The 24668-nt window shown below is 66.2% G+C and carries 21 protein-coding genes and 1 pseudogene; 8 read left to right on the top strand and 14 right to left on the bottom strand.

Annotated elements, in window-relative coordinates; all coding sequences use genetic code 11:
- Position 1: 1 nt before the first annotated feature.
- From NTCA1_RS10555 to NTCA1_RS10545, 3 genes are read left to right on the top strand one after another with little or no spacing between them, the layout of a single operon-like run.
- Positions 2–664, top strand: a complete 663-nt coding sequence (locus NTCA1_RS10555; RefSeq protein WP_159830463.1) for a pentapeptide repeat-containing protein — start codon at positions 2–4, stop codon at positions 662–664.
- A 53-nt stretch (positions 665–717) separates the two neighbouring features.
- Positions 718–1776: a LacI family DNA-binding transcriptional regulator gene (locus NTCA1_RS10550; RefSeq protein ID WP_159830462.1), complete on the top strand. Its 1059-nt coding sequence runs from the start codon at positions 718–720 to the stop codon at positions 1774–1776.
- 8 nt (positions 1777–1784) lie between these two features.
- Positions 1785–2318 (top strand): GNAT family N-acetyltransferase, encoded by a 534-nt coding sequence (locus NTCA1_RS10545; protein WP_159830461.1) that lies wholly within the window; start codon positions 1785–1787, stop codon positions 2316–2318.
- Between the two features lie 22 nt (positions 2319–2340).
- On the opposite strand, the gene NTCA1_RS10540 is transcribed toward NTCA1_RS10545, so the two are convergent.
- The 6 genes and pseudogenes from NTCA1_RS10540 to NTCA1_RS10520 all read right to left on the bottom strand — a co-directional run bounded on the left by NTCA1_RS10540 (position 2341) and on the right by NTCA1_RS10520 (position 9607).
- On the bottom strand, positions 2341–3507 hold the full coding sequence (locus tag NTCA1_RS10540) for a winged helix-turn-helix domain-containing protein (RefSeq protein ID WP_236549231.1): 1167 nt from the start codon (positions 3505–3507) through the stop codon (positions 2341–2343).
- Between the two features lie 232 nt (positions 3508–3739).
- Positions 3740–5485, bottom strand: a complete 1746-nt coding sequence (locus NTCA1_RS29130) for a putative bifunctional diguanylate cyclase/phosphodiesterase (protein ID WP_374705179.1) — start codon at positions 5483–5485, stop codon at positions 3740–3742.
- Between the two features lie 9 nt (positions 5486–5494).
- Positions 5495–5842 (bottom strand): annotated as a pseudogene (locus NTCA1_RS29125) (PAS domain-containing protein); the annotation flags it as partial.
- A 12-nt stretch (positions 5843–5854) separates the two neighbouring features.
- Positions 5855–6406, bottom strand: coding sequence for a hypothetical protein (locus tag NTCA1_RS10530; RefSeq protein ID WP_159830458.1), 552 nt, complete (start codon positions 6404–6406; stop codon positions 5855–5857).
- A gap of 295 nt (positions 6407–6701) precedes the next feature.
- The gene (locus tag NTCA1_RS10525; protein WP_236549230.1) at positions 6702–8747 is read right to left on the bottom strand and encodes a bifunctional diguanylate cyclase/phosphodiesterase; all 2046 of its coding nucleotides are present in this window, start codon (positions 8745–8747) and stop codon (positions 6702–6704) included.
- Positions 8748–8938: 191 nt separating this feature from the next.
- On the bottom strand, positions 8939–9607 hold the full coding sequence (locus NTCA1_RS10520) for a YceI family protein (RefSeq protein ID WP_159830456.1): 669 nt from the start codon (positions 9605–9607) through the stop codon (positions 8939–8941).
- A 255-nt stretch (positions 9608–9862) separates the two neighbouring features.
- Between NTCA1_RS10520 and NTCA1_RS10515 the strand changes: the two genes are divergently transcribed.
- The gene (locus NTCA1_RS10515; protein WP_159830578.1) at positions 9863–10345 is read left to right on the top strand and encodes a MucR family transcriptional regulator; all 483 of its coding nucleotides are present in this window, start codon (positions 9863–9865) and stop codon (positions 10343–10345) included.
- A 91-nt stretch (positions 10346–10436) separates the two neighbouring features.
- Here NTCA1_RS10515 and NTCA1_RS10510 read toward each other — a convergent pair whose 3' ends face one another.
- Positions 10437–11153: a hypothetical protein gene (locus tag NTCA1_RS10510; RefSeq protein WP_159830455.1), complete on the bottom strand. Its 717-nt coding sequence runs from the start codon at positions 11151–11153 to the stop codon at positions 10437–10439.
- A gap of 139 nt (positions 11154–11292) precedes the next feature.
- Entirely contained in the window at positions 11293–11595 is a 303-nt protein-coding gene (locus tag NTCA1_RS10505) for a hypothetical protein (protein WP_086492493.1), read from the bottom strand.
- Positions 11596–12201: 606 nt separating this feature from the next.
- Here NTCA1_RS10505 and epsC point away from each other — a divergent pair.
- On the top strand, positions 12202–13194 hold the full coding sequence (gene epsC, locus NTCA1_RS10500) for a serine O-acetyltransferase EpsC (RefSeq protein ID WP_159830454.1): 993 nt from the start codon (positions 12202–12204) through the stop codon (positions 13192–13194).
- Positions 13195–13244: 50 nt separating this feature from the next.
- On the opposite strand, the gene NTCA1_RS10495 is transcribed toward epsC, so the two are convergent.
- From NTCA1_RS10495 to NTCA1_RS10470, 6 genes are all read right to left on the bottom strand, one after another.
- Complete coding sequence (locus NTCA1_RS10495) at positions 13245–13892, bottom strand: YjbE family putative metal transport protein (RefSeq protein WP_086492495.1); 648 nt, start codon at positions 13890–13892, stop codon at positions 13245–13247.
- A gap of 6 nt (positions 13893–13898) precedes the next feature.
- Positions 13899–14975, bottom strand: coding sequence for a biotin carboxylase (locus tag NTCA1_RS10490; RefSeq protein ID WP_159830453.1), 1077 nt, complete (start codon positions 14973–14975; stop codon positions 13899–13901).
- A complete protein-coding gene (locus NTCA1_RS10485) occupies positions 14972–16039 on the bottom strand; it encodes an AbrB family transcriptional regulator (protein WP_201282457.1) in 1068 nt (355 codons plus the stop codon). The genes NTCA1_RS10490 and NTCA1_RS10485 overlap by 4 nt, the downstream gene beginning before the upstream one ends.
- Positions 16040–16253: 214 nt before the next feature.
- Positions 16254–17555, bottom strand: coding sequence for a CitMHS family transporter (locus NTCA1_RS10480; RefSeq protein ID WP_159830452.1), 1302 nt, complete (start codon positions 17553–17555; stop codon positions 16254–16256).
- Positions 17556–17594: 39 nt separating this feature from the next.
- Complete coding sequence (locus NTCA1_RS10475; RefSeq protein ID WP_159830451.1) at positions 17595–19079, bottom strand: OprO/OprP family phosphate-selective porin; 1485 nt, start codon at positions 19077–19079, stop codon at positions 17595–17597.
- Complete coding sequence (locus NTCA1_RS10470; protein WP_159830450.1) at positions 19076–20185, bottom strand: ABC transporter substrate-binding protein; 1110 nt, start codon at positions 20183–20185, stop codon at positions 19076–19078. Before NTCA1_RS10470 ends, NTCA1_RS10475 begins: the two co-directional genes overlap by 4 nt.
- A gap of 126 nt (positions 20186–20311) precedes the next feature.
- Between NTCA1_RS10470 and NTCA1_RS10465 the strand changes: the two genes are divergently transcribed.
- From NTCA1_RS10465 to NTCA1_RS10455, 3 genes are all read left to right on the top strand, one after another.
- Positions 20312–20977, top strand: a complete 666-nt coding sequence (locus NTCA1_RS10465) for a response regulator (RefSeq protein WP_201282465.1) — start codon at positions 20312–20314, stop codon at positions 20975–20977.
- A 59-nt stretch (positions 20978–21036) separates the two neighbouring features.
- Positions 21037–22383, top strand: a complete 1347-nt coding sequence (locus NTCA1_RS10460; protein WP_159830575.1) for a sensor histidine kinase — start codon at positions 21037–21039, stop codon at positions 22381–22383.
- A 107-nt stretch (positions 22384–22490) separates the two neighbouring features.
- The gene (locus tag NTCA1_RS10455; protein ID WP_159830449.1) at positions 22491–24548 is read left to right on the top strand and encodes a TonB-dependent siderophore receptor; all 2058 of its coding nucleotides are present in this window, start codon (positions 22491–22493) and stop codon (positions 24546–24548) included.
- The last annotated feature ends 120 nt before the right edge of the window (positions 24549–24668 follow it).

Below are 24668 nucleotides of genomic sequence, written 5' to 3'. Positions count from 1 at the left end.
CATGATCGAATGCACCGTCACGCGCGAAGCCCTGCTGGAACCTGCCGCCGAAGGGCCAAGGACCCTTACCGGCTGCAATCTGGACGAGGGCGACTTTTCCGGCCTCGACCTCAGCGGCACGACGTTCGAACGCTGCACCATGGCCCGTGCCAGTTTTGACGGCGCCGACCTTTCCGGCGCGCGCTTCCTGCGCTGCCGAGGTCCCGAAGCCGGGTTCGTCCGAGCGGAGCTCGGCGATGCGGCGATCCTCGGCTGCGATTTCAGCAACGGCCTGTTCCGCCATGCCCGGCTGACCGGAACGCGCTTCGAAGGCACCAAGCTGACCGGCGCCGACCTGACCGATGCAGGCTTGCTGGGCGCGACATTTGCCGAAGTCCTGCTGTCTTTCGCCAAGCTGCCCGGCATGTCCTTCCGCAAGGCCAGGTTGCACCGCATCGACTTTTCGGACGCAGACTTGCGCAAATGCGACTTCCGCATGGCCAGTTTCGAGGATTGCTCGCTGCGCAATGCCACGCTCGACGGCTGCCGGTTCGAGCAGGCGGACCTTCGCGGCGCCGACCTCGGCGGGATCGAACTTCGCGACGCGCGGCTGTTCCGCGGCGCCGTGATCTCCCGCATCCAGGCGGCGGAACTCCTGTCCCAGCTCGGCCTGGAGGTTCGCTGAACCACAAGAGTCCTTGTTTACCTGCCGGACACATGCATTAAAGGCAGTGTCCGATGTCCAGACACGATCCCAGCAGGCCCAAGCCTCCCACCCTTCACGATGTCGCGCAGCGCGCAGGCGTTTCCGCCATGACCGCATCGCGCGCGCTGAACGGGAAACCGCGTGTCAGCGCCGAAACGCGCGAGGCGGTCGCGGCGGCCGTCGCGGAACTGGGCTATGTGCCCAACACCTCCGCAAGGATGCTGGCGGGCAGGACCGTGCGGCGCATCGCCCTGCTCCACGGCGGCGCCACCACTTCGGCCTATCTCGGAGAACTGCTGCTGGGCGCGCTGGACGAAGCCCCGGCCCGCAACGTCCACCTCACCGTCGAACAGTGCCCGGACCGCGCCACCATGCCGGAACTGGTCGCGCAGATCGTCGAGGCGCATGTCGCGGGCGTGATCCTGCCCCCGCCCCTGTGCGACCGCGCTGAGCTAGTGGAGGGCCTCACCGCCGCCGGGATCGCCGTAGTGGCGATCGCGCCCGACCGGGAGACCGAAGCCCTGGCCTCTGTCTCGACGGACGATCGCGGCGCCGCTTACGAAATGACCCGGCATCTCATCGAACTCGGCCATCGCCGCATCGCCCTGATCGAGGGGACCAGCCGCCACCGCAGCAGCACCCGCCGCCGCCACGGCTATGTCGATGCCCTGCGCGACCATGACATGGCGCTGGAGCAGGACCTGATCGAGGCAGGCGATTTCTCCTACCGCTCCGGCCTGATCGCCGCCGAACGCCTGCTGGGCCGCGCCGAGCGCCCCACCGCGATCTTCGCCTGCAACGACGACATGGCCGCCGCCGCCGTCACCATCGCGCACCAAATGAAGATCAGCGTGCCCGGCGAACTTTCGATCTGCGGTTTCGACGATACTCCGCTGGCCGACGCAATCTGGCCGCGCCTCACCACCATCCGCCAGCCGATCAAGGAAATGAGCCGCAAGGCCATGGCGATACTCTGCACGCGGCTCTGGCCCGACGGGCAGGACGAGGCTTCCGCAGATCCCGAGCATCTGCGCCTGCCGTTCGAGCTGCGCCGCCGCCAGTCGGACGCAGTGCCGCCGATCGGGCAATGACGGCGGCGATGCCCGTACCGGATGAGGCGCGGATCAGAGCTTTCCGGCCCGGCGACGAACAAGGCGTGATCGACCTGATCCTGCAGATCCAGCGCGAGGAATTCGGGCTTGCCATCACCGCTGCGGACCAGCCCGACTTGCGCACGGTTCCGGCCTTCTACCAGACCGGCAGAGGTGCCTTCCTGGTTGCCGAGAGTGGGAACCGGATCGTCGGCACCATCGGCATGAAGGACATTGGGGAGGGAAACGGGGGCCAGGGAAACGGGGGCGCAGAAAACGGCGCCCTGCGCAAGATGTTCGTTGCCGCAGACCATCGGGGCAGCGGGAGCGGCCTTGCCGGGCGGCTCCTGCACGCGGTGCTGGATCTCGCCCGCGAGAACGGCCTGCACCGGATCTTTCTGGGAACGACCGACAGGTTTCTCGCCGCCCATCGTTTCTATGAAAAGCATGGCTTCACGCCCGTCCCGCCCGCAGACCTGCCCCAGAGCTTTCCCCGCATGAACGTGGACACGCGCTTCTATCGGCTTGACCTGCCGGAGTAACCCGCCGGAGTAATCCTGGAGGTCAGGGGCTTTCGAGACCCAGCCAGCCCGCCATCCGCGCGAGTTCCTGCTCCAGCGCACCCGCTGCCTCTTCCGGGGCGCCCGGTTCGAAATGGACCGACTGCACGATCAGGCGCGAAGCCTGCCGATCCGCCTTGAGATCCACCCGCGCGACCAGCCGGTCGCCGAACAGGAACGGCAGCACGTAGTAGCCGTGGCGCCGCTTCCCGGCGGGCACGTAGATCTCGATCCGGTAGTGGAAGCCGAACAGGCGTTCGGTCCGGTCACGCTCCCAGATCAGCGGATCGAATGGCGCCAGCAAGGCCTGCGCCGCGATCCGGCGCGGACGGCGGGCGTCGCGGTGAAGCCAGGCGTGGCGCCAGCCCGGCACCTCGACCGGCACCAGCACGCCCTCCTCCGCCAGCGAATGGATCGCCGCGCGCGCCTGCTCGGGCGACTGGCGGAAATAGTCGCGCAGTTCGCCGCCCGTGGCGATGCCGTGCGCGGCGGCGGCACGGGCAATGAGCGCGCGGTGCGCATCCGCCTCACTCGGGGTCGGCATCGCCAGTACCTCTGCGGGAATGACGCGCTCGGTCAGGTCGTAGACTCGCTCGAAATTGCCGCGCCGCGTGGCCGTGGTAATGTGCCCCGCCCAGAACAGCCATTCGAGCGCGCGCTTGGTGTCGCTCCACTCCCACCAGCCGGACTGGCCCTTGTGCGTTTCGAAGTCCGACGTCGCCTGCGGGCCGTCGATGCGGATGCGGTCGAGCAAGGCCATGGCTTCGGCCCGGCGCTCCTGCGCGTAGACGCGCATGCCGCTCCAGCCCGCTTCGCCGCGATTGGCCTGGGCCATGCGCCAGCGCAGCATCGGCTGCATCTCGAACGGCAGCAGCGAGGCCTCATGCGCCCAGTATTCGAACAGCTTGCGCGCCCGGCCGGTTCCCCAGGCCATCCGATCCAGATCGGTGCGCTCGTAAGCGCCCAGCCGCGAAAAAGCCGGCAGATAGTGCGCGCGCGACAGGACGTTGACACTGTCTATCTGGAACAACTGCACATGGTCGAGAACGCGGCGAAGATGGGCCGGTTTCGACGAATCGGGTCGCCGTGCGCCGAATCCCGCCCCGAATCCCTGCGCAGCCAGCGCGATGCGCCGTGCCAGCGGCAGGCCAATGCGTTCGAGGTTCGTCACCCGAGGCAAGCTATGCCGTAAATTGCGACATCGAAAGGGAAAAGGGAGGAGAGGTAAAAAGGACCGTCCGGGGGGCCGAGACGGTCCTTTCCTCGAGGGCGGCCAGTTGCATTGGGGCGCAACCGGGCCGCAGCGCGCCCCTAGACCAACTGTTCAAATATGCACAATCCCGTAGCACGACGACACGTTATGGCGACGCGGCGAACCGTATCGCGCGCTAGCAAACCCTCTATCACCCCTGCCCGAACGAGCGCGGCCGGTTCGAAGCGCCCTGCCAGCAATAGCCCTGCCGCGCCTGCGGCCAGCCGCGCACGAAAGCGCCGATGCGCCCCGCGCCCAGCGCGCCGCCGAACAGGAAGCCTTGCGCCACGTCGCAGCCCAGTTCGCAGAGCCGGTCCAGCTGCGTCTCGTTCTCGACCCCCTCGGCCACGGTCTGGATGTCCATCCGCTGGGCGATGTCGATCACCCCGTGGACGATCGCGAAGTCCGCGCTGTTCGTGCTGCCGAGGCGCGAGACGAAGGAGCGGTCGATCTTGAGCACGTCCACCGGGAACTGCTGGAGATGGGTCAGCGAGGCATAGCCGGTGCCGAAATCGTCGAGCGCGATCGTCACCCCTTCTCCGGCCAGCGTGCGCAATGCCCGCTCCACAGTCTCCGCAGTGCGCCCCAGGAAGACGCTTTCCGTGACTTCCAGTTCCAGCAGCCGGGCGGGCAGGCCCAGGGCATGGAGACGCGAAAGGATGCGCTCGGCAAAATCGTCCCGCCGGAAATCGACCGGCGAACCGTTGATGGCGATGCGGCCGGTTTCGTATCCCTGCTCCTGCCAGTCCGCCAGATCCCGCAGGACCCGTTCCAGCATGCGGTCGGTCAGCTGGGTGGACAGGGCGCTGTCCTCGAAAGCGGCGTGGATGGTGCCGGGGGGTTGCAGGCCCCGCTCGCGGTGCTGCCAGCGCAGCAGCGCCTCGAAGCCGACGATCTCGCCGGAAGCGAGCGAGATCTTCGGCTGGTAGAACGGGAATATCCGCTCCTCGCCCAGGGCATCGCGCGCATCGCGCAGCATCGAATTGCGGGTTTCCACGGCATCGCGCAGTTCGGGATGGAAGCTCTCCACATCACCGGCGCTACGGGCCTTGGCGGTGTAGAGCGCCAGATCCGCGCTCTTGAGGATCGCCTCGGCATCATTGCCGTCGGCAGGCCAGACCGCCGCGCCTGCGCTGACGCCGACTTCCACCACGCTCTCGTCGATGGTCATCGGCCGTCCCACGGCTTCGAGCAGGCGCCGGATCAGCGCCGATGCGCTTTCGTCGAGACCGGGCAGGATGATCGCGAATTCGTCCCCGCCGAGCCGCGCCGCAAAGGCGTCCGGGGGAAGTCCGGCGGAAAGCCGCTGCGCCACCGCCCGCAGCACGGTGTCTCCCGCGCCGTGACCGAGGCTGTCGTTGATCGCCTTGAAATTGTCGACATCGAAGACGACCACGCCAACCCGTGTGTCGTCGGCCCGTGCCGCCGCCAGCGCCTGTTCGAGGCGGGCGGCGAAATGGGCGCGGTTGGGCAGGTCGGTCAGAACGTCATGGTAGGCGGCGCGGCGCAGCTCGGCTTCGGCGCGCCGGGCCTGGGTGACGTCCTGCAAGGCACCGATGGAGCGGCGCGCCCTGCCGTGCTCGTCACGCAGGACGTAGCCCCGCGACAGCAGGTGAACGTAGGAGCCATCCGCCGCACGAAAGCGGAATTCGTGGCTCCAGCTATCGCGGCGGCGCCCATGAACGGCAGCCCAGGTGGCGTCTACACTGGCGAGGTCCTCGGGATGGATATGGGCCCGCCACCATTCCATGTCGACGCCCGCCGCCGCCTCGACATGGCCGTAGATGCTCTCGACACTGTCGGCCCATTCGATCCGGTCGGTAATGTGCGACCAGTCCCAGATAAGGTCGTTGGTCGCGCGCGAGGCGAGCCGGTAGCGTTCCTCGCTGTCGCGCAGCGCCGTTTCGGCCGCGACCTGATCGTCGATGTCTTCCAGGTTGCCGTACCACTTGACGATCCGCCCTTCGGCGTCGCGGCGCGGATAGGATCGCGCACGCACCCAGCAATAGTGGCCGTCGGCCCGCCGCAGGCGATAGCGCACATCGGCGACCGGCTGATCGGCCGAATGGAGCGCGATGTTCCATTGCTCCAGCACACGGGGCAGGTCCTCCGGGTGGACCGCGCGGGTCCAGCCCGCATCGAGCCCTTCCTCGATCGTCATGCCGGTCAGCAAGGTCCAACGCGGGCTGATCTCGCAGATCGAACCGTCCGGGTCGCTGATCCAGGGGATCTGGGGATTGAGATCCACCGAGTAGCGATAGTGTTCCTAGCTCTGTTCGAGCGCATGGAGCAGCACGCTCATCTCCGAGCGGGAGCGCAGAACTTCGGAAAAGGCGGAGCGGTTGGTCGCCAGGGTGCGCAGTATGACGGCGGCGGCAAGCAGGAAGGTCACGCCGGTGCCGAAGAAGTACCAGTTCCCCGACAGCAGCAGCCGCGCCGTCACCGGCGCCGCACCGAACAGCAGCACCAGACGCGCCGCCGAGGGCAGTGCCTGGAGGCAGTAGCAGCAGCCGATGGCGCCGACGAAGACGTAGAGCGCGATGGAGCTTCCGCGCAGCGCATCGGCCTGCGCAAAGAGCACGAGTCCCCAGGCACCGAACAGCAGGCTGAGAACGGCCGCGGCCAGTTTGGTGCCGCGAAGTTGGCGGCGCATACGGGCGATCGACGGTTCCTGTCGCCGCCGCGCCAGCCAGACTACCGCGCGAAGGCTGGTCACCATAACCAGCGCCGCCGGTACGCCCAGGCTCAGCACCAACGGCGTATCGCGGCTGGCGACGGCGGCCAGGAACGCAGCATTGACGGTCATGAGCAGGTACATGAGCGGAATCTGCTGACGCAGGCTCAGGTATTGCTCCCTTATCAGGGCTTCAGACTGCCCCTCCGGCTCCCGAAGGCTTTCTAGTATTTTCACTCTCGTCCATATAGCATGTTCCGGGACGAAAGTGCTCGCACAGAATAATTAAGAATCAATCCGGGCAAATGTGCGCACGCATTTCGGTTTTTGCGTACGCAAAGGGAACTAACGCCCTCGAACAAATTCCCACTGCCGGATTTAATATTTGCAGACGGCGAAAATTTGGGAAAGCGCGCAAAACCAGAAGCTTAGAATCCGATCACGCCATTGCGGAGGCGCGCGCCTCGCTGTCCACAAAATAGTCCTGCACGGCGTCCGCCTCGATCGGGCGGCTGTAGAAGTAGCCTTGCAGATGGGTGCAGCCGGCGCTCTTGGTGGCGCCGATCAGGTGCGCGTCGCTGATACCTTCCGCCACCACTTCGGCGCCGACATGGCGCGCCATGGTCACTGCCGCTTCCAGCACCGCTACCGATGCGGGATCCTGCCCGAGGTCCATGACCAGGCTGCGATCGAGCTTCATGCGGTCGAACTTGAAGCTCTTCACCATGGAAAGCGAAGAATAGCCCGTTCCGAAATCGTCCAGCGCGATACGGAAGCCCATGTTGCGCAGCATGTTCAGCGTCAGAAGCGCCCGCGTATTGCGTTCGATCGAGAGCGATTCCGTCACTTCCAGGAACAGGCGACGCGGCGCGATATCGTATTGGCGGCAGCAGTCGAGCAGGAACGTGCTGAAACCGTCGTGCTGCAGTTGCAGCGGCGAGAGGTTGATGCTCATGTCCATGTCCGGCCAGTGCGCGAAATCGCGCAGTGCCCGCTGGATGATCCATTCGCCCAGCCGCACCATCAGCCCGCTGCGTTCCGCGGCCGGGATGAACGTGGACGGCGGCACTTCGCCAAGCTCGGGATGTTTCCAGCGCACCAGCGCCTCGACTTCGCGCGTACTGTCCTGCACCGAATGGATCGGCTGGTAGACCATGCGCAGCTGGTCCTTGTCGAAAGCCGATTCCAGGTCCTTTTCCAGCGCCCGGTCGATCGCGCGCTCCTCCGCCATCGATGGCGAGAAGGGAGTCGCGCAGTTGCGGCCGTTCTTCTTGGAGGCATAGAGCGCCATGTCGGCGTTGCGCAGGATCTCGTCGATGTCCACCGGCTCGCCGCCGTCCAGTTCGACCACCCCCAGCGAAACGGTGACAACCACGGAATAGGCGCCGAGACTGAAGGGCGCGCAGGCCGCATCGACCAGGCGGTTGGCCACATCCACGGCATCTCCACGCGCGGCAAGCGGCATGGACAGTGCAAACTCGTCTCCCCCGACGCGGGCGATGATCCCTTCGGACCCGAGGATCGTCTTCATCCGCTCTCCGATCAGGCGCACCAGTTCGTCGCCCGCGGCATGGCCGTAGTCGTCGTTGATATGCTTGAAGCGGTCGATGTCGATCACCATGCAGGCGAACCGGCGCCCCGCGCCTGCCGCCAGCAGCCTGCCGACGTCTTCCTGGAAGGCGCGGCGATTAGGCAGGCCGGTGGCCGCGTCGCTGAAGGCAAGGTTCTTCACCGCCTTGGCATTGCGACGGAAGGTTTCCAGCGGGCCGGACAAGGCCTTCAGTTCCTTCAGCCGGAACGTGCCGATCTCCTGATCGAGATCGCCTTCGGCTAGCCCCTGGAGATGGCCGTGCATGCGGCGGATCGCAGGCAGGATGTTGCGCAGGATATCGAAGAGGACCAGCAGCACGACCAGGATCGTCACCAGTCCCGTGCCGAAGACCAGCAATTGCCAGCGCTCGATGGAGGCGATCAACCGCTTTTGCGCGGCCTCCCGGTTGGCGCGGGCGCGATCGACCAGTTCGTCGGCGAAGCGGGCCATGGCACTGTTGCGCTTCTCGATCCGCGCGATCAGCTTCTGTCCACCGGCGGCGCCGCTCTGGACCTCCAGGATCGCCGCGACGTGTCGGTCGAGGTCCGCGAATGGGTTGGAGGCTTCGGGAAGGTCATAAAGCGAAGTGCCGCTGCTGCGCAGCCTGGCAAGCTGGTCGCCGATAGCGATCGCGGCGTCGGTGAGTTCGTCGCTGGTGCTGCTGGCATTGCTGGCCACCAATCCGCGATTGGTCGCCATGCGCAGCTTGCCCACGGCTTCGGAGAACTGCTCGGCATTTTCCGCCAGCCCCGACATCTGGATGAGCGCCTCGCTCTCCTTGCGGAGCGCGAAAGCCTCGCGCTGGGTCACGACCTGCAGCAGCACGCTGAGTGCCGCGATCAGGCACAGCGCCCCGATCAGCCTGGTTTCCAGAGACGCGAAGAAACGCCCCATGCCCCAATTCATGCTTCTGGAAATTCTGAACATCATGCACCCGACGTTTCTTCGCGATCCGACCGGATTCGCAAACCACCCGCTAGGTGCCGCTAAGGCTCAATCACTAACAATTTCTAATTCTGTCAGATAATTAACCAGTGCAAACCGTCATCAATTTGTCATAATACTTGGTAGGCCGCGCTGTGCTGCTACTTCTTGATGAAAGCCGCCGCGATCTTCAACTGCACTTCATCCGAAACCATCGGCACGCCGAAGCCGATACCGAAAGCGCTGCGGCTGATCTTGGTCGTGGCCTCGAAACCGACGTTTTCACCGCCGCCCATCTGCGCAGGCACCGGACCGGCGCCATAGAACCGCGCCGACAGGGTGACCGGCTTAGTCACGCCGTTCAGCGTGAGATTGCCCGTGACCTCGGCTTCATCCGCGCCCTTGCGGCGGACCGCGGTGGAAACGAAAGTGGCCGCCGCCGGTGAAGGCCCAAAGAAATCGGCCTTGCCGCCTGCTTCCTTCGGCCCGCGCAAAAGATGTTCCGTAAGGCCGGGGCTAGCGGTGGTCACTTTGGCAACCGGGATCGTTACCGAGACCTTGGCATTTTCGGGCGCCTTGGGATCGAGTTGCAGCGTGCCCGTAATGTCCCCGAACAGGCCGAAATAGGGCGAGAAGCCCATATGATCGACCTGCCATTCCACCAGCGTATGATGAGGGTCGGCTTCATAGGTGCCGCTCTTTACCAGAGCCGCGTCGCGCTTGCCCGGAGGCGCGGAGGGCTGCCCCTGGGCCCAGAGCGGCGCGGTGGCGACGGCGCCGCCCGCGATGGTCATGCCGATGATGGTGGAAAGTACCAGGAAGCGTCGCATGCTCGGTCCTTCGCCTGTTGCACAGTCTGACCGGATGGTGCCGCGCCGGAAATCCCCTGTCAAAGCCATTCGCAACCCGGCGCAGCGCTAGGTCATGGTTTATGACAAGAATACTAAATTGGGCTTACGTGCCAAAACGTATCATGATCCGAAAAACCCTTCGCAAATAATAGAAAAACACCTTGCACTACGGGTTTTACAGTGCTCAAGAACACGACGGGGGAAGCAACGATGAAAACGGGTATGCACGATACTATGGTCAATGAAGCTCTTCTCGAACTTGCTGCCGACATCATCACGGCGCACGTCAGCAACAACAAGGTCGAGGCGGATCGCCTGCCCGGCCTGATCCAGTCCGTCTACGGATCGCTGGCGAAGCTTGGCCAGGCGCCCGAGCCGGTCGAGGAGCAGCGCAAGCCGGCCGTATCGGTGCGCGCCTCGGTCAAGCCGGATACCGTGACTTGCCTGGAATGCGGCGAAAAGCTGAAGATGCTCAAGCGCCACCTGATGACCGACCACGGCCTCACGCCCGAGGATTACCGCGCCCGCTGGAACCTGCCGGCCGACTATCCGCTGGTGGCACCGGAATATGCGCAGCGCCGCAAGGAACTGGCACACAAGATCGGCCTCGGCCGCAAGCCGCAGGAATCGGCAGGCACCAAGCCTGCCGCCAAGGCCCCCGCCAAGGCGAAGGGCGCAGGCCGCAAGAAGGCGGAGGCTGCTCCCGTAAGCGAATAATCCCGCTGATCACAGCAAAGCAACGAAAAGGGCCGCCTCGAAGTTTCGAGGCGGCCCTTTTCGTTGAGAATCTGTCGGGGGCTTAGAGCCCTCAATTCGCCGCCGCAGCAGCATCCAGGAAAGGCTGGACCCGCAGCCGGGGGAACACTTCCTCAAGCGGCTTGATATCGGGCGTCACATAGACATAGCCGCCCTTCTTCTGGAACAGCGGCACGACCCCCTTGTTGTAGAAAACCTTGGGAACGTTGATGCATCCGAAAGTGATGCGATTGTCCTCGATCGTCTTGGACAGCATCCTTTCGCGGCGCTTTTCCTTGTTGCCTACGGGGATCGTGTGAAGCGCCACGGAGGTCGCATAATCGACCCACAGCACCTTGTTGTTTCCGGCGGCGATCCCGAACTTCGCCAGGAAGCGACCGGCGGGCGTGGTACGCTCCGCCGGGCCGATCTCCGAAAGGGACTTGGATCCGATGCCGGGCGTGGCATCGTCTCCAAGCGCCACTCCGATCAGTACCGGCGCATCGCTGAGTGCCTTGCCCTTCGCGCTGAACAGGTAGGCTCTGGCCGCCTTCTTGTCGACGATGACATAGGGCAAGGATCGATTGTCCCCCGAAGAGGCGATCCAGTTGGCGACGCGCGTGGCGTCTTCGGACCGCTCGACGGCAACGGCTTCGGCCTTGACGACTTCGGCGGGCACTTCGGACTTGGTATCGGCAGCACGCGCAGCTTCCGCCGCACGGGCAGGCACGGCGGCAAGAAGCGCAAATCCGGCGCCAAATCCGGCAAGTGCCGGGAAGACATTGATCATATTCTCGATGAACTCAGGGATAGAGACGGCAGGAATACGGTCGGCGCCAAAAGGACGCCGACGCGGAAAGTTCGGGACTTCCTATCAGGCCGAGGCGATCAAGGCGATACCCGCCCCAATCTCGGCCCCGGCCGCAAGATCAGTTGCGGGCGCGCTTGCGCTGGGCCTGCTGCAGCTGCTGTTCCACGCCATCGACGCGCGCGTTGAGCTGGTCGAGACGCTGGCCGTTCTGCTGGGCCTGACCGGAAGCGGCCTGCGCTTCGGAGAGAGCCTGCTGCGCCGTGGTGTCGGTAGCCTGCAGCTTGGTTTCGAGTCCGTCGACCCGTTGGTTAACAGCCGCGACCTGTTCGCGCACGAAACCCTTGGTGGCGCAGCCACCCAGACCCAGAGCGCCAACCAGCATTACGACCGCGGGGGCAAGTTTCGTCATAGACGGCGACATGGATTTCCTCCAATTGGTTAGTATCAGTCCATTTTCCCAAGCCCAGCATCGCGGTTTCGACAATCCGATTCTGTCCGACTGTGCATTCCATCGGTCGAATTGAAGATGGACGATACTTGGCATACGCCAAACAGGGCCAATAAGTTGTTCGCGACTCAGAATAATACTTGGTTTTTACAGGAACTTGCAAAACGCATGCTTGCTTTCCGATGCCGCCATGCGCTCGGTTCCAGGCTATGCTTTCCTCCCACGGGACGCATTCCAGAGGTGTCCGGTTAGGCGTGGTATGAACGTCCGTGGATGGACACGATATGAACAAAACGCTTCACAAGGCGCCTGGTGCCATCCGCTCCGGGGGACGCCGCGATTTTCCGTTTCGGCTCGGCCAGAATTTCTATTCCCGAAACGGACGCAGTTCCTTGACTGACAGGGCCTCTGCCCGAATAAACCGGGATGGCGGCGCCCGGTCGACGTGCCGCCTTTTCATCCGGTCGACCCGCGGCTTTTGATCGGGATGCAGCTTGCTCCGCGTTACCAACGGCTAAAGCGCGCGACGCTGGGGCGACAACGCCAGGCTTCGTGATCCCTCATCGATGAGGTAGAACGATGTCACCGCCGAACCCGACCTTACCCGACAGCAGCGATCTTTACGCCGATCCCGCACAGGAAGACGACTTCTGGAACGTCGCGGGGATCGTGGGCGAACTCGCCCAGGTCCGCCGCAGCCGCCGCGCGGCCAGCAGTCATCATGCCGAATACGGCGCCCAGGGCTTTCCCTCGCGCACGAGGCTGGCGAAAGTGGCGGAAGAACTGTGCGGCGCGCTTTTCCCGCTGCGGCTTGGCCCGGACTTCGTGCGCCCCCACAACGAGGAAACTTTCGTCACCCGGTCCCTGCAGGTCGCCCTCAGCCGTTTGCAGGCGCAAGTGCGGCTTGAACTGAACTATGCAGAAGAGGGCGCGGACGAGGCAGAGCAGCAGGCCGATGCCATCGTGCTGGCTTTTTCGCGAAGCCTGCCGGAGATCCGCCGCATGCTGGACCTCGACATCGACGCGGCCTATCGCGGCGACCCGGCCGCACGCAGTCTCGACGAGGTGCTGATCTGCTATCCGGGGCTGCTGGCGATCATTCATTACCGGCTCGCCCACACCCTGCACGGGCTGGGCGCGCCGCTGGTCGCCCGCATCCTCACGGAGATCGCGCACGGCGCCACCGGGATCGACATTCACCCCGCCGCCGCGATCGGGCGCGGCTTCTTCATTGACCATGGCACCGGCGTGGTCGTGGGCGAAACCGCCGTCGTGGGTGACAATGTGCGTCTCTATCAGGGGGTAACGCTGGGCGCCAAGGACTTCACCAAGGAGGGTTCCGGCGCGCTCGTCCGGTCGCTGCCGCGCCATCCTGTGGTGGAGGACGACGTGGTGATCTACGCGGGGGCGACGATCCTGGGCCGGGTGACGATCGGCAAGGGATCCGAGATCGGCGGCAATGTCTGGCTGACCCACGGCGTTCCGCCGCATAGCCGCGTATCGCAGGCCCGCGCCGTGGTGACGAACATGCAGACGGGCAATGCGCTGCCCTCTGCCGGGCAGCTGAATTAAAAAACGGGATCACGGTGCTGGATGCACCGTGATCCCGAAGGTTACATTTCTCAGAACAGCACGAGCAGGCCGCGCGTGGGATCGACCAAGCCTTCCCAGATCATCTTGCCCGCCACGTAGAGGATCACCATCAGGCCGATATAGGCGATCCAGCGATAGCGCTCGATCACGCGGGCGAGGACATTGGCGGCAAGGCCCATCAGCGCGACCGAGAGGATCAGGCCGATGGCGAGAATGCCGGGATGGTCGCGCGCGGCGCCGGCCACGGCCAGCACGTTGTCGAGGCTCATGCTGATATCGGCCACGGCCACGGCCCAGGCGGCAGCGGCAAAGCTGCGCGGGGCGGCCTTGGCGACGGGGTCATCCTCGCCGCCGACGTCCTCGCGCAGTTCGCGCCACATCTTCCACGCCACCCAGACCAGCAGCAACCCGCCTGCAAAGACCAGGCCGACAAGCTGCATCAGCTGGGTCACGACGAGCGCGAAGGCGATACGCAGGACGAGCGCGGCCACCACGCCGATCATGATGACCTTGCGGCGCATGGCGGCGGGAAGCCCGGCCGCCAGCGCGCCGACGACGATGGCATTGTCGGCCGCCAGCATCACGTCGATCAGCACCACCTGCCCGAAGGCGGCCAGCGCGGCGGGTGAGCCGAGGTTGGAGAAATCGGCAACGATGTGCTGCCACAAGTCGGTCATGCGGTATTATCCCTGTTGATCTCGGGGTTCTCTCCAGGCGCCGCGCGCGGCTGCAAGGAGGAAGTCCGAATAAGTCCAGCCGCAAGCGGCGGCGGCGATGGTGGAAAGGCTGTCTTCGTCCTCGCGCCCCGGACGGCCGGAGCCGGTGAGGTTGGGCTTCGCGTTGACGTCGAAGAGGAAATAACGCCCCTCGGCATCCGCGCGGCAGTCAATCCGCATGGTGCCGCGGATTTCGAGCAGGGCAGCGGCCTGTTCGCAGGCCGCGGTCACGGCGGTCACGGCAGGATCGGCGCATTCCTCGGGCGTCATCGCGGCGCTGTTGCGGCTGACCGGGACGTCGCCGTTATAGGGGGCGACGTCGCCGTGCTGGTCGAACCGGCGCACGGGCGGCAGCGCGAAAGGCGACGCGGCCCCTTCCCGGCAGGCGGCAGGCATGACGGTAATGGTGATTTCCTGGCCCGGCAGGAACTGCTCCAGCATGATCGCCGCGCCGAAGCGGCGGCTCTCAGCCAGGTCGCGGACTTGCGCGGCCAATTGCTCCGTGGTCCGGGCGACGCTCACGCCTTGGCTGCCGCGCCCGCGCAGCGGCTTCACCACCAGCGGTGTCCGGTCTGCAAAGGGCGCGAGTTGCGCGTCGAGATCGCCGTCGCCATCGATCAGCCAGGATTGCGCGACCGGCAGGCCTGCTGCGAGCAGGCGCGCATTGGTGGCCGCCTTGTCGTCGATCTCCTGCATGGCCTGAGGGTCCGGCCCGACGATCCAGGCCTTGCGGCTCGCCTGCTCGATGGGGTGTCCTTCAAAGACCACGGTATTGGCCCAGAGCAGCGTGGCGCCTGCTTCCAGCGCGGCGGCAATGCCCTGCTCGGTATCGGGCCAGACCCAGTCGAACACGCGCGTGGGGTCGGGATCGGCCACCGGCGTCGCCAGAGTGCAGCCTGCAGCCAGCAGGGCCACGCCGATGTCGGCGCCGCTGTCGGAATAGCCGCCCGGCTTGGCTTCCTTGCGCGCACCGTCGATCACCGGCGGTTCGAGCGCCTGGTAGAGGATGGCGATAATCTGCTCGGCAGGATCGGGCGGGGTCATCGGGCGGCTCCCATGATGCGGAACGAAAGCGGCGCGCCGACGATGACCAGCATCACCCGGACGAGATGGTGAACGATCACGAAGCCCGCCTCCAGCGTGAGGCTCAGCGCGACCATGCTCATTTCCGCCACCCCGCCGGGCGAATAGGCCAGCGCGACGAGCGCCGGGTTGAGCCCCGTAGCCCAACCGATCGCAAAGGCCCAGCCGAAGGTTATGACGAGCAGGATCGCGGTCGATCCCGCCGCCAACAGCAGGGTGCGGGTCAATGTCCTGAGGTCGAGGCCGACGAAGCGGCAGCCGATAGTGGCGCCCAGGCCCACTTGCGCGGCGGCGATGGCCCAGGCGGGGATATGGAAATCGGACAGGCCGGTCAGATGCACCAGCGCGCTGGCGAAGAGCGGCCCCATCAGGTGCCAGGCGGGCAGCCTCAGCGCGCGGCCGATCGCGCCGCCCACGATCACGCAGCCGAGACCCCAGAACAGCAGCGGCCAGCCGGTCGCCTCCGTCAGCATCGGCGGCGCGAGCACCGGAGCATGAACGTCCGCCTCGAAGGCGCGGATCAGGAACGGCAGGATGAAGACCACGAGGAATATCCGCGCGCCGTGGATCAAGCCGACCATGCGCTCGTCCGCGCCGCGCTCGGCGCCCATCAGCACCATCTCGGCAATGCCGCCGGGCATGCCTGCGAAATAGGCGGTGGGCGGGTCGAACCGGGCGACGCGGCGGAAATAGAGCACGCAGAGGAACGCCGCGCTGGCGAGGAACAGCGGCAGCAGGGCAATGGGCACGATCCACTCCGCCGCCTGTGTCATCAGGCCGGGATGGAAGGCACTGCCCAGCACGACGCCGATAACCGCCGACATCGGGCGGCGGGTGGCGGACGAGGCGGCTATCGGCAAGCCCACGATGCTCCCCGCCGCGCAGGCGCTCATCGCGCCAAGCACCCAGGGCAGCGGCGCGCCGATAGCCCAGAACGCGGCCCCTCCCGCCGCGCCGAGGGCAAGCGCGGCAAGGAAGCGCAGGATCATGCGGGGATCAGGGAAGATACGCAGCGTACCCGTCATACGTCACTCGTCATCCAAGGCCCGAAGTCCGTCATCCTGAACTCGTTTCAGGATCCATTCCTCAGCCTCAACCGGACGCTTCGAGCGCTTGCGGCATTCGCGGTTTACTGTCCAACACTCCGGCCATGACTGCCCGATGGACCCTGAAACAAGTTCAGGGTGACGAGGCGTGAGGTGGAGAGCGAAGGTAGCAAAGGGAGCGAACGTCACCGCGTCACCCCACGAACGGGAAGGCCAGCACCAGCATGCCCACCACCGTCATCACCAGACAGCACAGCGCCGCCGGGATCAGGGTGAAGCGCTGGTGGTCGGCAAGGTCCACGCCCGCAAGGCTGACCAGCAGGTAGGTCGAGGGCACCAGCGGGCTGAGCAGGTGGACCGGTTGGCCCATCAGCGAGGCGCGGGCGATGGCCATGGGCTCCACGCCGTAATGCGCGCCTGCCTCGGCCAGGATCGGCAGCATGCCGAAGTAGAAGGCGTCGTTGGAGATGAAGAACGTGCCCGGCAGGCTGATTAGCGCGGTGATCGGCGCCATGTAGGGGCCGAGGAAGGGCGGGATGAAGCTCACCACTTCGCGGCTCATCGCCTCGACCATGCCGGTGCCCGACAGGATGCCGGTGAAGATGCCCGCCGCAAAGATCAGCGAGACGACCGCCAGCACGTTGCCCGCATGGGCGGCGATGCGCTCCTTCTGTTCCTTCACATGGGGATAGTTGGCGATCATCGAGATGGCGAAGGCCAGCATCATCAGGATCGGCAGCGGCAGCACGCCCCAGACCAGCAGCACCAGCAGCGCGACGACGAGCGCGGCGTTGAACCAGATCATCTTCGGACGACGCGCCTCGGGCCACTGCGAGACGGCAAAGTCGGCCAGTTCCTTGGGCGTGGCGGCCTCGACGCGGCCGATGCGGCGGCGTTCCTTGCGGCCGAAATGGATCGCCAGCAGGATCAGGAAGGCCAGGCCCGCGACCATGCCCGGGATCAGCGGCACGAACAGCGTCGAGGGATCGAGCTTCAGCGCACTGGCAGCGCGCGCGGTCGGCCCACCCCAGGGCGTCAGGTTCATCACGCCGCTGGTCACCATCAGCAGGCAGACGAGGTAGAGCCGGTTCATGTCGTAGCGCTTGTAGAGCGGCAGCATGGCGGCCATCGTGATGATGTAGGTAGTGGACCCGTCGCCATCGAGGCTGACGAGCGCGCAGAGCACCACCGAGCCGATCAGGATCAGCATCGGATCGCCGTGGACCAGCCGGATCAGGCGGCCCACCAGCGGATCGAACAGGCCGGTGTCGGTCATGGTGCTGAAGAACAGGATCGCGAAGAGCAGCATGACGCCGGTGGGCGCCAGCTTGGTCAGGCCCTCGATCATCATGTCGCCAAGGCCCGCGTGGAAACCGGCGAGCAGGGCGAACGTCGTAGGCACGACGACCAGCGCGACCAGCGGGGTCATCCGCTTGGTCATGATGAGCGTCATGAAAGTGGCCACCATCAGGAAGCCAATAAGGGCGAGACTCATGATTGTCCCCGAATGTCTGTCATGGATGGATGGGACGGATCAGAACGTGACGCCGACGCGGGCGGTCAAAGTCTGTCCATCGTCTTTCCCGGTATAGGCACCGGCGGTGTTCTGCGTGTTCCAGTGGATCGCGTTGACCTGGAAGCGGGTGAAACTGTTGAGATACCAGTTCACGCCCAGCGTCGCCGCCCAGCCTTGCGCGGGGGTGACGATGTCGTCGAACTCCAGGTTCTCGTAGCGTGCGGTCAACTCGATCGCGCCGGGGCCGCCTTCGAAGACGGGGCGCAGGACCTTGGGCTGGCCGAAGCTGCCGAGGCGCGGATTGTAAGGGGGCAGATCCCCGGTGAGGAACCAGCCGCCCGAAACGCTCCAGGCGCGGCTGACGAAATCGGGCCGTCCGCCGTCGAGCCGGGCATGGCGCTCGCCCGCCTCGCCCATGATCCAGAGCGGGCCGGAATAGCCGCCCACTTCCACACCATAGCCGGTGGTGCCGGTGCCGCCGAGCAGCGTGCCGGTGGAAAGGCGCAAGGCACCGTTGAAGCGGCCGCCGATCACGGTGTTGCGGGTCAACGTGTTCTTGCCCGGATGGAGCATCTCGTCGAAGCCCCAAATGCCAAGGTGGAGCACCTGACGGTCGGACTTCACCGGATTCCAGTGCGCGCGGGCCAGCACGGTGCGGTTGTCGGACGTGCTCTGGTCGCCGTCGATCCGGTCGCCGGTGACGGTCAGCGAGGCGTGGCCGGTCTTCCAGAACAGGCGCGGCATGATGCCGAGGCCGTAGAAGGCGCGCTGCGGGATGATCGCGGTGGCGACTACCGAGCGTTCGGTGAAGGGCGTCGAGTCCGACCCCGTCGAGCCGTCGAAGCTGCGGTCGTTGAACAAGTGGCCGACGCGCACGTCATAGTCCATGCCCGGCGCGATGCGGTTGCGCCAGCCCATGAAGGCGGTGACGACATCCACCTCGTTCTCGGAGAAGTCGCTCTCGAACTGATAGAAGAAATGCGTGCCGACCGTGCCTTCGAGGCCCATGCGCAGCGCGCGCATGCCGGTGGTGGTGAGGTTGCGGCCGCTGTACTTCGAGCCCGTGGTGGTGCTGACATCGGTGATGATGCGCCCGCGCGGCTTGAAGCTGAACATGCCGTCCGCCGAATGGAACACCGGCAGGCCCGCGCCCCATTCGGTGCTGACGCCCGAAGCCGAGACGGCGGCAGCACGCACACGCTCGATATCGCGCTCGGCCGGTCCAGGGGGGACAAGCTGCGGCGCGTAAGGCTCGGTCACCACGACTTGCGGGGCGGGCTCGGGTGCGGCAGCTGGCGGCGTTGCGGCAGGCGCTTGCGGAGCGGCGGCCAGCGCGGGAGTGGCTCCCGCCTCCAGCTTCTCCACCCGCTGGCGCAGCGAGGCGATTTCGGCGGCCTGGGCGCGAACCAGTTCGGCAAGGTCTTCCTTGCTCGGTTCCTGGGCAAGGGCAGGCGTCGCCGCGATCAGGGCGGCAAGGGCAGTGCCCGCTGCAAGGATTTTCATCTGATGTTCTGTCCAGAGGCAAGGATCGCGTTCCAGTCGCGCAGGAAGCGGGCGCGGGTCAGGCGATCGAGATTGACGAGAAGCTGCGGACCCACGCGCACGGGGCGCGCCTGTCCGGCAGGAAGGCGATGAGAAGCGGGCACGTCGGAGCGCACCGGCCAGAGGCTATGCCGGGCGAGCTGGGCCTGCCCGGCACGGGAGAGAAGGAAATCGAGGAACAGTCGCGCCGCCGCCGGATGGCGCGCCTCGCGCGAGATGAAGGCGATGCGCGAGGTGACGATCGTATAGTCGCGCGGAAAGACGACGCCGATGTTCGGATCGCGCCGCGCCCGTTCGAGCGCGTAGGAACCGATCACGTTGTAGGCCATGGCCAGCTTGCCCGAGGCGACGCCTTGCAGCATCTCCTCGGTATGGGTCATGAGCACCGGCCGCGTGGCCGCCATGGCTTCCACCAGTCCGCGCGTGTCGCGGGTGATCTGGAAATCCTGCGAGAGATAGAGATAGCCGACGTTGGAACGGGCGGGATCGAATGTCGCGACTTTGCCCATGAAGGCCGCGCGGCGCTTGCGCAGGAGCTGCTCCAGCTGCCGGTGGCTCTGCGGCACCAGGGCGGCGGGCACCAGCTTCCTGTTGTAGACCACGCCGATCGGCTCGGCGGTAACGCCGAAGCCCATATTCTTCCACACCGCCGCTTCCGGCAGCGCGGGCTTTTCGGGACTGGCATATTGCTGCGCGTAGCCATCGTTGATCAGCTTGACCTGCTGGTCCATCGCGGAAGACCAGACGATGTCCGCGGAATACTGCTTCGCGCGCACTTCGGCGGTATAGCGGCGATAGAGTTCGGCCGACCCGAGATCGGCATAGAGCACCCGGATGCCGGGAAAGGCGCGGCGGAAGGCCGAAACCACCGGCACCATTTCCGCCTTGTCGGCATTCGCGTAGATTCGCACGGTGCCCTCGGCGCGGGCATCGGCGATCAGGGAATCGTAGGAGCGCGGGTAGCCAGCCGGGCGCTCGACCCTTTGCCGCTGGGCTTCGGCAGGCGCGGTCGCGGCCGGAACGGCGATCATCGCTGCAAGTGTCAGAACCGTTATGAAGCTGCGCATTCCCGTATCCTCTCGCTTTCCGCGTCTCATGTCGGATAAGCTGATAGACATGCCCTACGATCCGAAGCTGTCATCCACCTTTCACGAAAACCGGCATCCCGAGTCTCGCCCATGCGCGTCCTGCCCATGCGCGTACTGATCGTCGAGGATGACGCGCAGCTCGCGCGCGGCGTGGTTTCCCTGCTGCGCGCGGCGGGCCATGCGATCGACCATGTCGCCAGCGGTGAGGACGCGCTGTCCGTCATCGCCACCGAGCCCTACTCGCTGGTGATTCTCGACGTCGGCCTGCCCGATATCGACGGATTCGAAGTGCTCGCCCGCCTCCGCGCGCGGGGTGATCAGGTGCAGGTGCTGATGCTGACGGCCCGCGACGGGCTGGACGACCGGGTGCGCGGGCTGGACCTCGGCGCCGACGATTACTTGCGCAAGCCGTTCGACGTCGAGGAACTGGAAGCCCGCGTCCGCGCTCTGGGACGAAGGCGGGGCGGCGATGCCGCGCCAGAGGTGCGGATCGGCGCGATGACCATCAACCGCTCGACCGGACGCGTGGAAGTGGGCGAACGGCTGGTCGAACTGCGGCGCCGCGAATGGGCCGTGCTGGAAGCGCTGGCGGCGCGCGCCGGGCAGATCGTCTCGCGCGAGACATTGCAGGCCGAAGTCTTCGGCTTCGACGATCCGGTCGGCTCCAACGCCCTCGAAGTCAACGTCACGCGCCTGCGCAGCAAGCTGGCGCCGGACGGCCCGGCGATCCGCACCGTGCGCGGCGTCGGCTACATGCTCGACCGTTCGTGAAAGCCGCAAACGACAGGAGGAAGCGAGCGCTTTCGCTGCGCCGCCGCCTAGGCATCGCCATGCTGGGGCCGCTGGTGATCGCCGCGCTGGCGCTGGGCCTGATCGGCTGGGCACTGATTTCCGACGTCGTGCGCCGCACCAACGACCGCGTGCTGGGCGGCGCATTGGGCGCCATCGCCGAGACGGTGCAGGTCGAGCGCGGCGAAGTCACGCTGGACCTGCCGCCCGCCGCCTTCGGCATGCTGGAGAATTCCGAGCGCGACAACGTCTACTACCGCATCGCCGTGGGCAGCGAACTGCTGACCGGCTATGCCGACCTGCCAGCGCCCGATCCTGCCCGCCTTTCGGCCGAGACGCCGCAGTTTCGCTATGCCGATTATCGCGGCCAGCGCATCCGCATCGGCGAAGTGCGGCGCGATCTGCCGCGCATCCCGGCGCCGGTGGTGGTGCAGGTGGCCGAGACGCTCGACAACCGCAACGCCCTGCGCCAGCGGCTGATGGCGGCGCTGCTGCTGGGAGAGGCCGTGCTGGTCGGCGCCGCGCTCGCGCTGATCCGTCCGGCGCTGGGCTGGAGCCTGCGCCCGCTTTCCGAACTGCGCACCGCCATCGAGGCGCGCGACACCCGCGCGGCGCCGGATCTCTCCCCGCTGCGCACCGGCCCCCTGCCCGCCGAACTGCTGCCGCTCTCGCGCTCGTTCGACCGACTGCTCGGCCGTCTTGACCTCGCCACCAGCGCCATGCGCCGCTTCACCGCCGATGCCTCCCACCAGATGCGCACCCCACTCTCGGTGCTGAAAGTGCAGGTCGCGCTGGCCCGCCGCGGTTCGGCGGAAGCGCTTCAGGAGATCGACGAGGCGAGCGACCGGCTGGAGCGCCTGCTGACCCAGCTGCTCACCCTCGCTCGCGCCGACGAGGCCGGAGCCCTGCCGCCGCTGGAACAGGTCGATCTCGTGGAAGTCAGCCGAAGGGCGATTTCCCGCAGGATCCGGCAAGCGATCGAGGCCGAAGTGGAACTGCTACTGGACAGCCCGGAACAGACCGCATTCCAGGTGCAGGGCCATCGCTCGCTGGTCTACGAGATGCTCTCGAACCTTGTCGACAACGCGATCCGCTACAACCGGCCCGGCGGCAAGGTCACCATCGGTCTGCGGAAGGACGTCGGGGGCACCCGCCTGATCGTCAGCGACGACGGCCCCGGCATTCCCCCCGGGCAGCGCGAGCAGGCCATGGCGCGCTTCACCCGCCTTCAGGGCGAGAACGGGCCTTCCGGCAGCGGGCTGGGCCTCGCCATCGTGCAGTCCTCGGCAGAACGGCTGGGCGCGGGCCTCCTGCTGGAGGATGCCCTGCCCGGCCTGCGGGTTACCGTCATCTTCCCGAACCACAGCGAGGCTATGGATTTTTCCTGAGAAATCGATCCCTTGCAGCATGTTTTAAGTTGCTAATAGGTCGCAATATCAACATTAGGTCGCTGCGGGATGCCGGGTTTCGGCCTCCAGTATTTCGAAAGCGACGAATGACGACGATGCGATGGATGCTGGCAAGCCTGGCCGTGGCCGTCGGTCCTGCCGAAGCGCAAGAAGCCCTGCCCCGGCCCGAGGGCGAAAAGCCCGCATCCGTCGTGCCGACCGGCCCCGATCCGGTCTATCCCGCCAGCTTCTACGATGCCTTTCAGCCGCAGACCGCGCTCGACATGCTGGAGCGCACACCGGGATTCCTGCTTTCGGAAGGCAGCGCGGTGCGCGGCTTCGGCGGCGCGGCGGGCAATGTCCTGATCGACGGCCAGCGCCCGACCGTTAAGGCAGGCGGCATCACCGAAGTCCTGCGCCGGATCGGCGCCCGGCAGGTGGACCGCATCGTCCTGCTGCGCGGCAGCGAGGCGGCCGAGGCGCAAGGCCAGACCCTGGTGGCCAACGTGATCCGCAAGGCCGATGCGGCCGGTTCGGGCAATGCCGTGCTGGAACTCGCGCGCACCGAGGACGGGCGCATTTCCCCGACCGCGCGGATCAGCCATGCCCGCCGCATCGGCGCCTGGCAGGCGAGCCTCGAACTCTCGGCCGTCCACGAACGCTACGTCACCGATGCCAACTATCTCACGCGCGGCGCGGACGGCGCGCTCCAGGAATCGCGCGCCGAGGCGATCCGCGCCAAGGCGCCCGAATATGGCCTGACCGCCTCCGGCTCGCGCCCCTTCGCGGGCGGCACGCTGACGCTGAACTTGCGGCTCAACCATGATGAATATTCGTCCCGCCGCCGCATCGCCATCCGCGAGCAGAGCACGGAAGGCGCCCCGGATGCCGAGCGCCTGATCGACTACACCGAGACATCGACAAGCGCGGAATTCGGCGCCGACTGGACCCGGCCGCTCGGCAACGACTGGTCCACCAAGCTCGTCGGCCTCGCGCGGGGCGAGCGGGCCTCGCAGGACGAGGATTACCGGCAGGACGGCTTCCGCAGCCTTTCCCAGCAGGACCAGAAACCGCTGGAACTCGTGGCCCGCTCGACCGTCTCGCGCGAGGGGGACCATGCCCTGCGCCCCGAATTCGGCGGGGAACTGGCCTATAACCGGCTCGGTAGCCGACTGGCCTATGGCGAGGACGACGGATTGGGCGGCGGCATGGTGCCGGTCGACCTCACCAATGCCGATACCCGCGTGACCGAACTGCGCGGAGAAGGTTTCGCCAATGCCAACTTGCGCCTTGCCGGAAAGCTGGACGCGGAGGTCGGGCTGGCAGTGGAATTCTCGCGCATTCGCGTCACCGGGGACAGCCAGCAGAGCCAGAGCCTGTCCTATCTCAAGCCCTCGGGCGCGCTGGTCTGGTCGCCCGGCAAATCCACCCAGGTCCGGCTCGGGTGGCGGCGCACGGTAGACCAGCTGGACTTCAGCGATTTTGCCGCTTCGGTCGATCAGGCGGACGGGCGGCCGCTCGGCGGCAATGCCCGCCTGCGTCCGGCACGGATCAGCCGCGCCCTGCTGCGACTGGACCACCGCTGGGGCCAGGGCGGCGCCATCGCCGTGGAGGCCTTTCACCAGCGCCATCAGGGCATGCTCGGCTATATCCTGCTGCCCAGCGGCGACCAGGCGCTGGGGACCGTGGGCAATGCCGTCCAATGGGGCGCCACGGCGCAGGCCAGCCTGCCGCTAACCGCCCTCCTGCCCGGCGCGCGCCTGACCCTGGACGGCACCTTGCGCAAGACAAGCCTGCGCGATCCCATTACCGGCCGCAACCGCCGCATCGACGACATGGCGCCGCGCAGCTTCACCGGCGAATTCCGCCACGACCTGCCGCGCCTGCGCACCTCATGGGGCGTGAGCTACACGCTCTCCGAACGCTACGACATCTACTATGTCGACGAACACCTGACGGAACGCAGCGGCGACGAGTGGAGCGCCTATGTCGAGACGACGGCGCTGGCCGGCGTCAAGATCACGCTCAAGGCCAGCGCCGGGATCGACAGCACCCGCCTGCGCAGCTTCTACAGACCCAGCCGCGCGAACCCGTTGACCGGAACCGACGCCCGCACCATGCGCGACGGCAGCACGGTGACGCTGGTCCTCTCCCGCGCGATCTAGGCCGCGTTGACATAAGATTTCAGCCATAGGCGCACTGCGGCGAGGTTGAGAAAGCTCTCAGAGCCCGATTCAAAAGTGTCTCAAGCGTAGCAATACCTTGCGGTTCTGCGGATGAGCATG

Source organism: Novosphingobium sp. TCA1 (assembly GCF_009811895.1).
Taxonomy (GTDB): Bacteria; Pseudomonadota; Alphaproteobacteria; order Sphingomonadales; family Sphingomonadaceae; genus Novosphingobium; species Novosphingobium panipatense_A.
Note: the sequence above shows the minus strand (reverse complement) of the source record. Positions and strands in the feature narration are given on the sequence as shown.

Bases quoted from the DNA above. Each gene is read 5' to 3' on its own strand.
- NTCA1_RS10475 (WP_159830451.1), bottom strand. From the start codon at position 19,079: ATGAAAATCCTTGCAGCGGGCACTGCCCTTGCCGCCCTGATCGCGGCG.
- NTCA1_RS10490 (WP_159830453.1), bottom strand. From the start codon at position 14,975: ATGACCCCGCCCGATCCTGCCGAGCAGATTATCGCCATCCTCTACCAG.
- NTCA1_RS10520 (WP_159830456.1), bottom strand. From the start codon at position 9,607: ATGCGACGCTTCCTGGTACTTTCCACCATCATCGGCATGACCATCGCG.
- NTCA1_RS10550 (WP_159830462.1), top strand. From the start codon at position 718: ATGTCCAGACACGATCCCAGCAGGCCCAAGCCTCCCACCCTTCACGAT.
- NTCA1_RS10460 (WP_159830575.1), top strand. From the start codon at position 21,037: ATGCTGGGGCCGCTGGTGATCGCCGCGCTGGCGCTGGGCCTGATCGGC.
- NTCA1_RS10525 (WP_236549230.1), bottom strand. From the start codon at position 8,747: ATGGGGCGTTTCTTCGCGTCTCTGGAAACCAGGCTGATCGGGGCGCTG.
- epsC (WP_159830454.1), top strand. From the start codon at position 12,202: ATGTCACCGCCGAACCCGACCTTACCCGACAGCAGCGATCTTTACGCC.
- NTCA1_RS10530 (WP_159830458.1), bottom strand. From the start codon at position 6,406: ATGTACCTGCTCATGACCGTCAATGCTGCGTTCCTGGCCGCCGTCGCC.
- NTCA1_RS10515 (WP_159830578.1), top strand. From the start codon at position 9,863: ATGGTCAATGAAGCTCTTCTCGAACTTGCTGCCGACATCATCACGGCG.
- NTCA1_RS10555 (WP_159830463.1), top strand. From the start codon at position 2: ATGATCGAATGCACCGTCACGCGCGAAGCCCTGCTGGAACCTGCCGCC.
- NTCA1_RS10510 (WP_159830455.1), bottom strand. From the start codon at position 11,153: ATGATCAATGTCTTCCCGGCACTTGCCGGATTTGGCGCCGGATTTGCG.
- NTCA1_RS10545 (WP_159830461.1), top strand. From the start codon at position 1,785: ATGCCCGTACCGGATGAGGCGCGGATCAGAGCTTTCCGGCCCGGCGAC.
- NTCA1_RS10485 (WP_201282457.1), bottom strand. From the start codon at position 16,039: ATGACGGGTACGCTGCGTATCTTCCCTGATCCCCGCATGATCCTGCGC.
- NTCA1_RS10465 (WP_201282465.1), top strand. From the start codon at position 20,312: ATGCGCGTACTGATCGTCGAGGATGACGCGCAGCTCGCGCGCGGCGTG.
- NTCA1_RS10505 (WP_086492493.1), bottom strand. From the start codon at position 11,595: ATGTCGCCGTCTATGACGAAACTTGCCCCCGCGGTCGTAATGCTGGTT.
- NTCA1_RS10470 (WP_159830450.1), bottom strand. From the start codon at position 20,185: ATGCGCAGCTTCATAACGGTTCTGACACTTGCAGCGATGATCGCCGTT.
- NTCA1_RS10455 (WP_159830449.1), top strand. From the start codon at position 22,491: ATGACGACGATGCGATGGATGCTGGCAAGCCTGGCCGTGGCCGTCGGT.
- NTCA1_RS10480 (WP_159830452.1), bottom strand. From the start codon at position 17,555: ATGAGTCTCGCCCTTATTGGCTTCCTGATGGTGGCCACTTTCATGACG.
- NTCA1_RS10495 (WP_086492495.1), bottom strand. From the start codon at position 13,892: ATGACCGACTTGTGGCAGCACATCGTTGCCGATTTCTCCAACCTCGGC.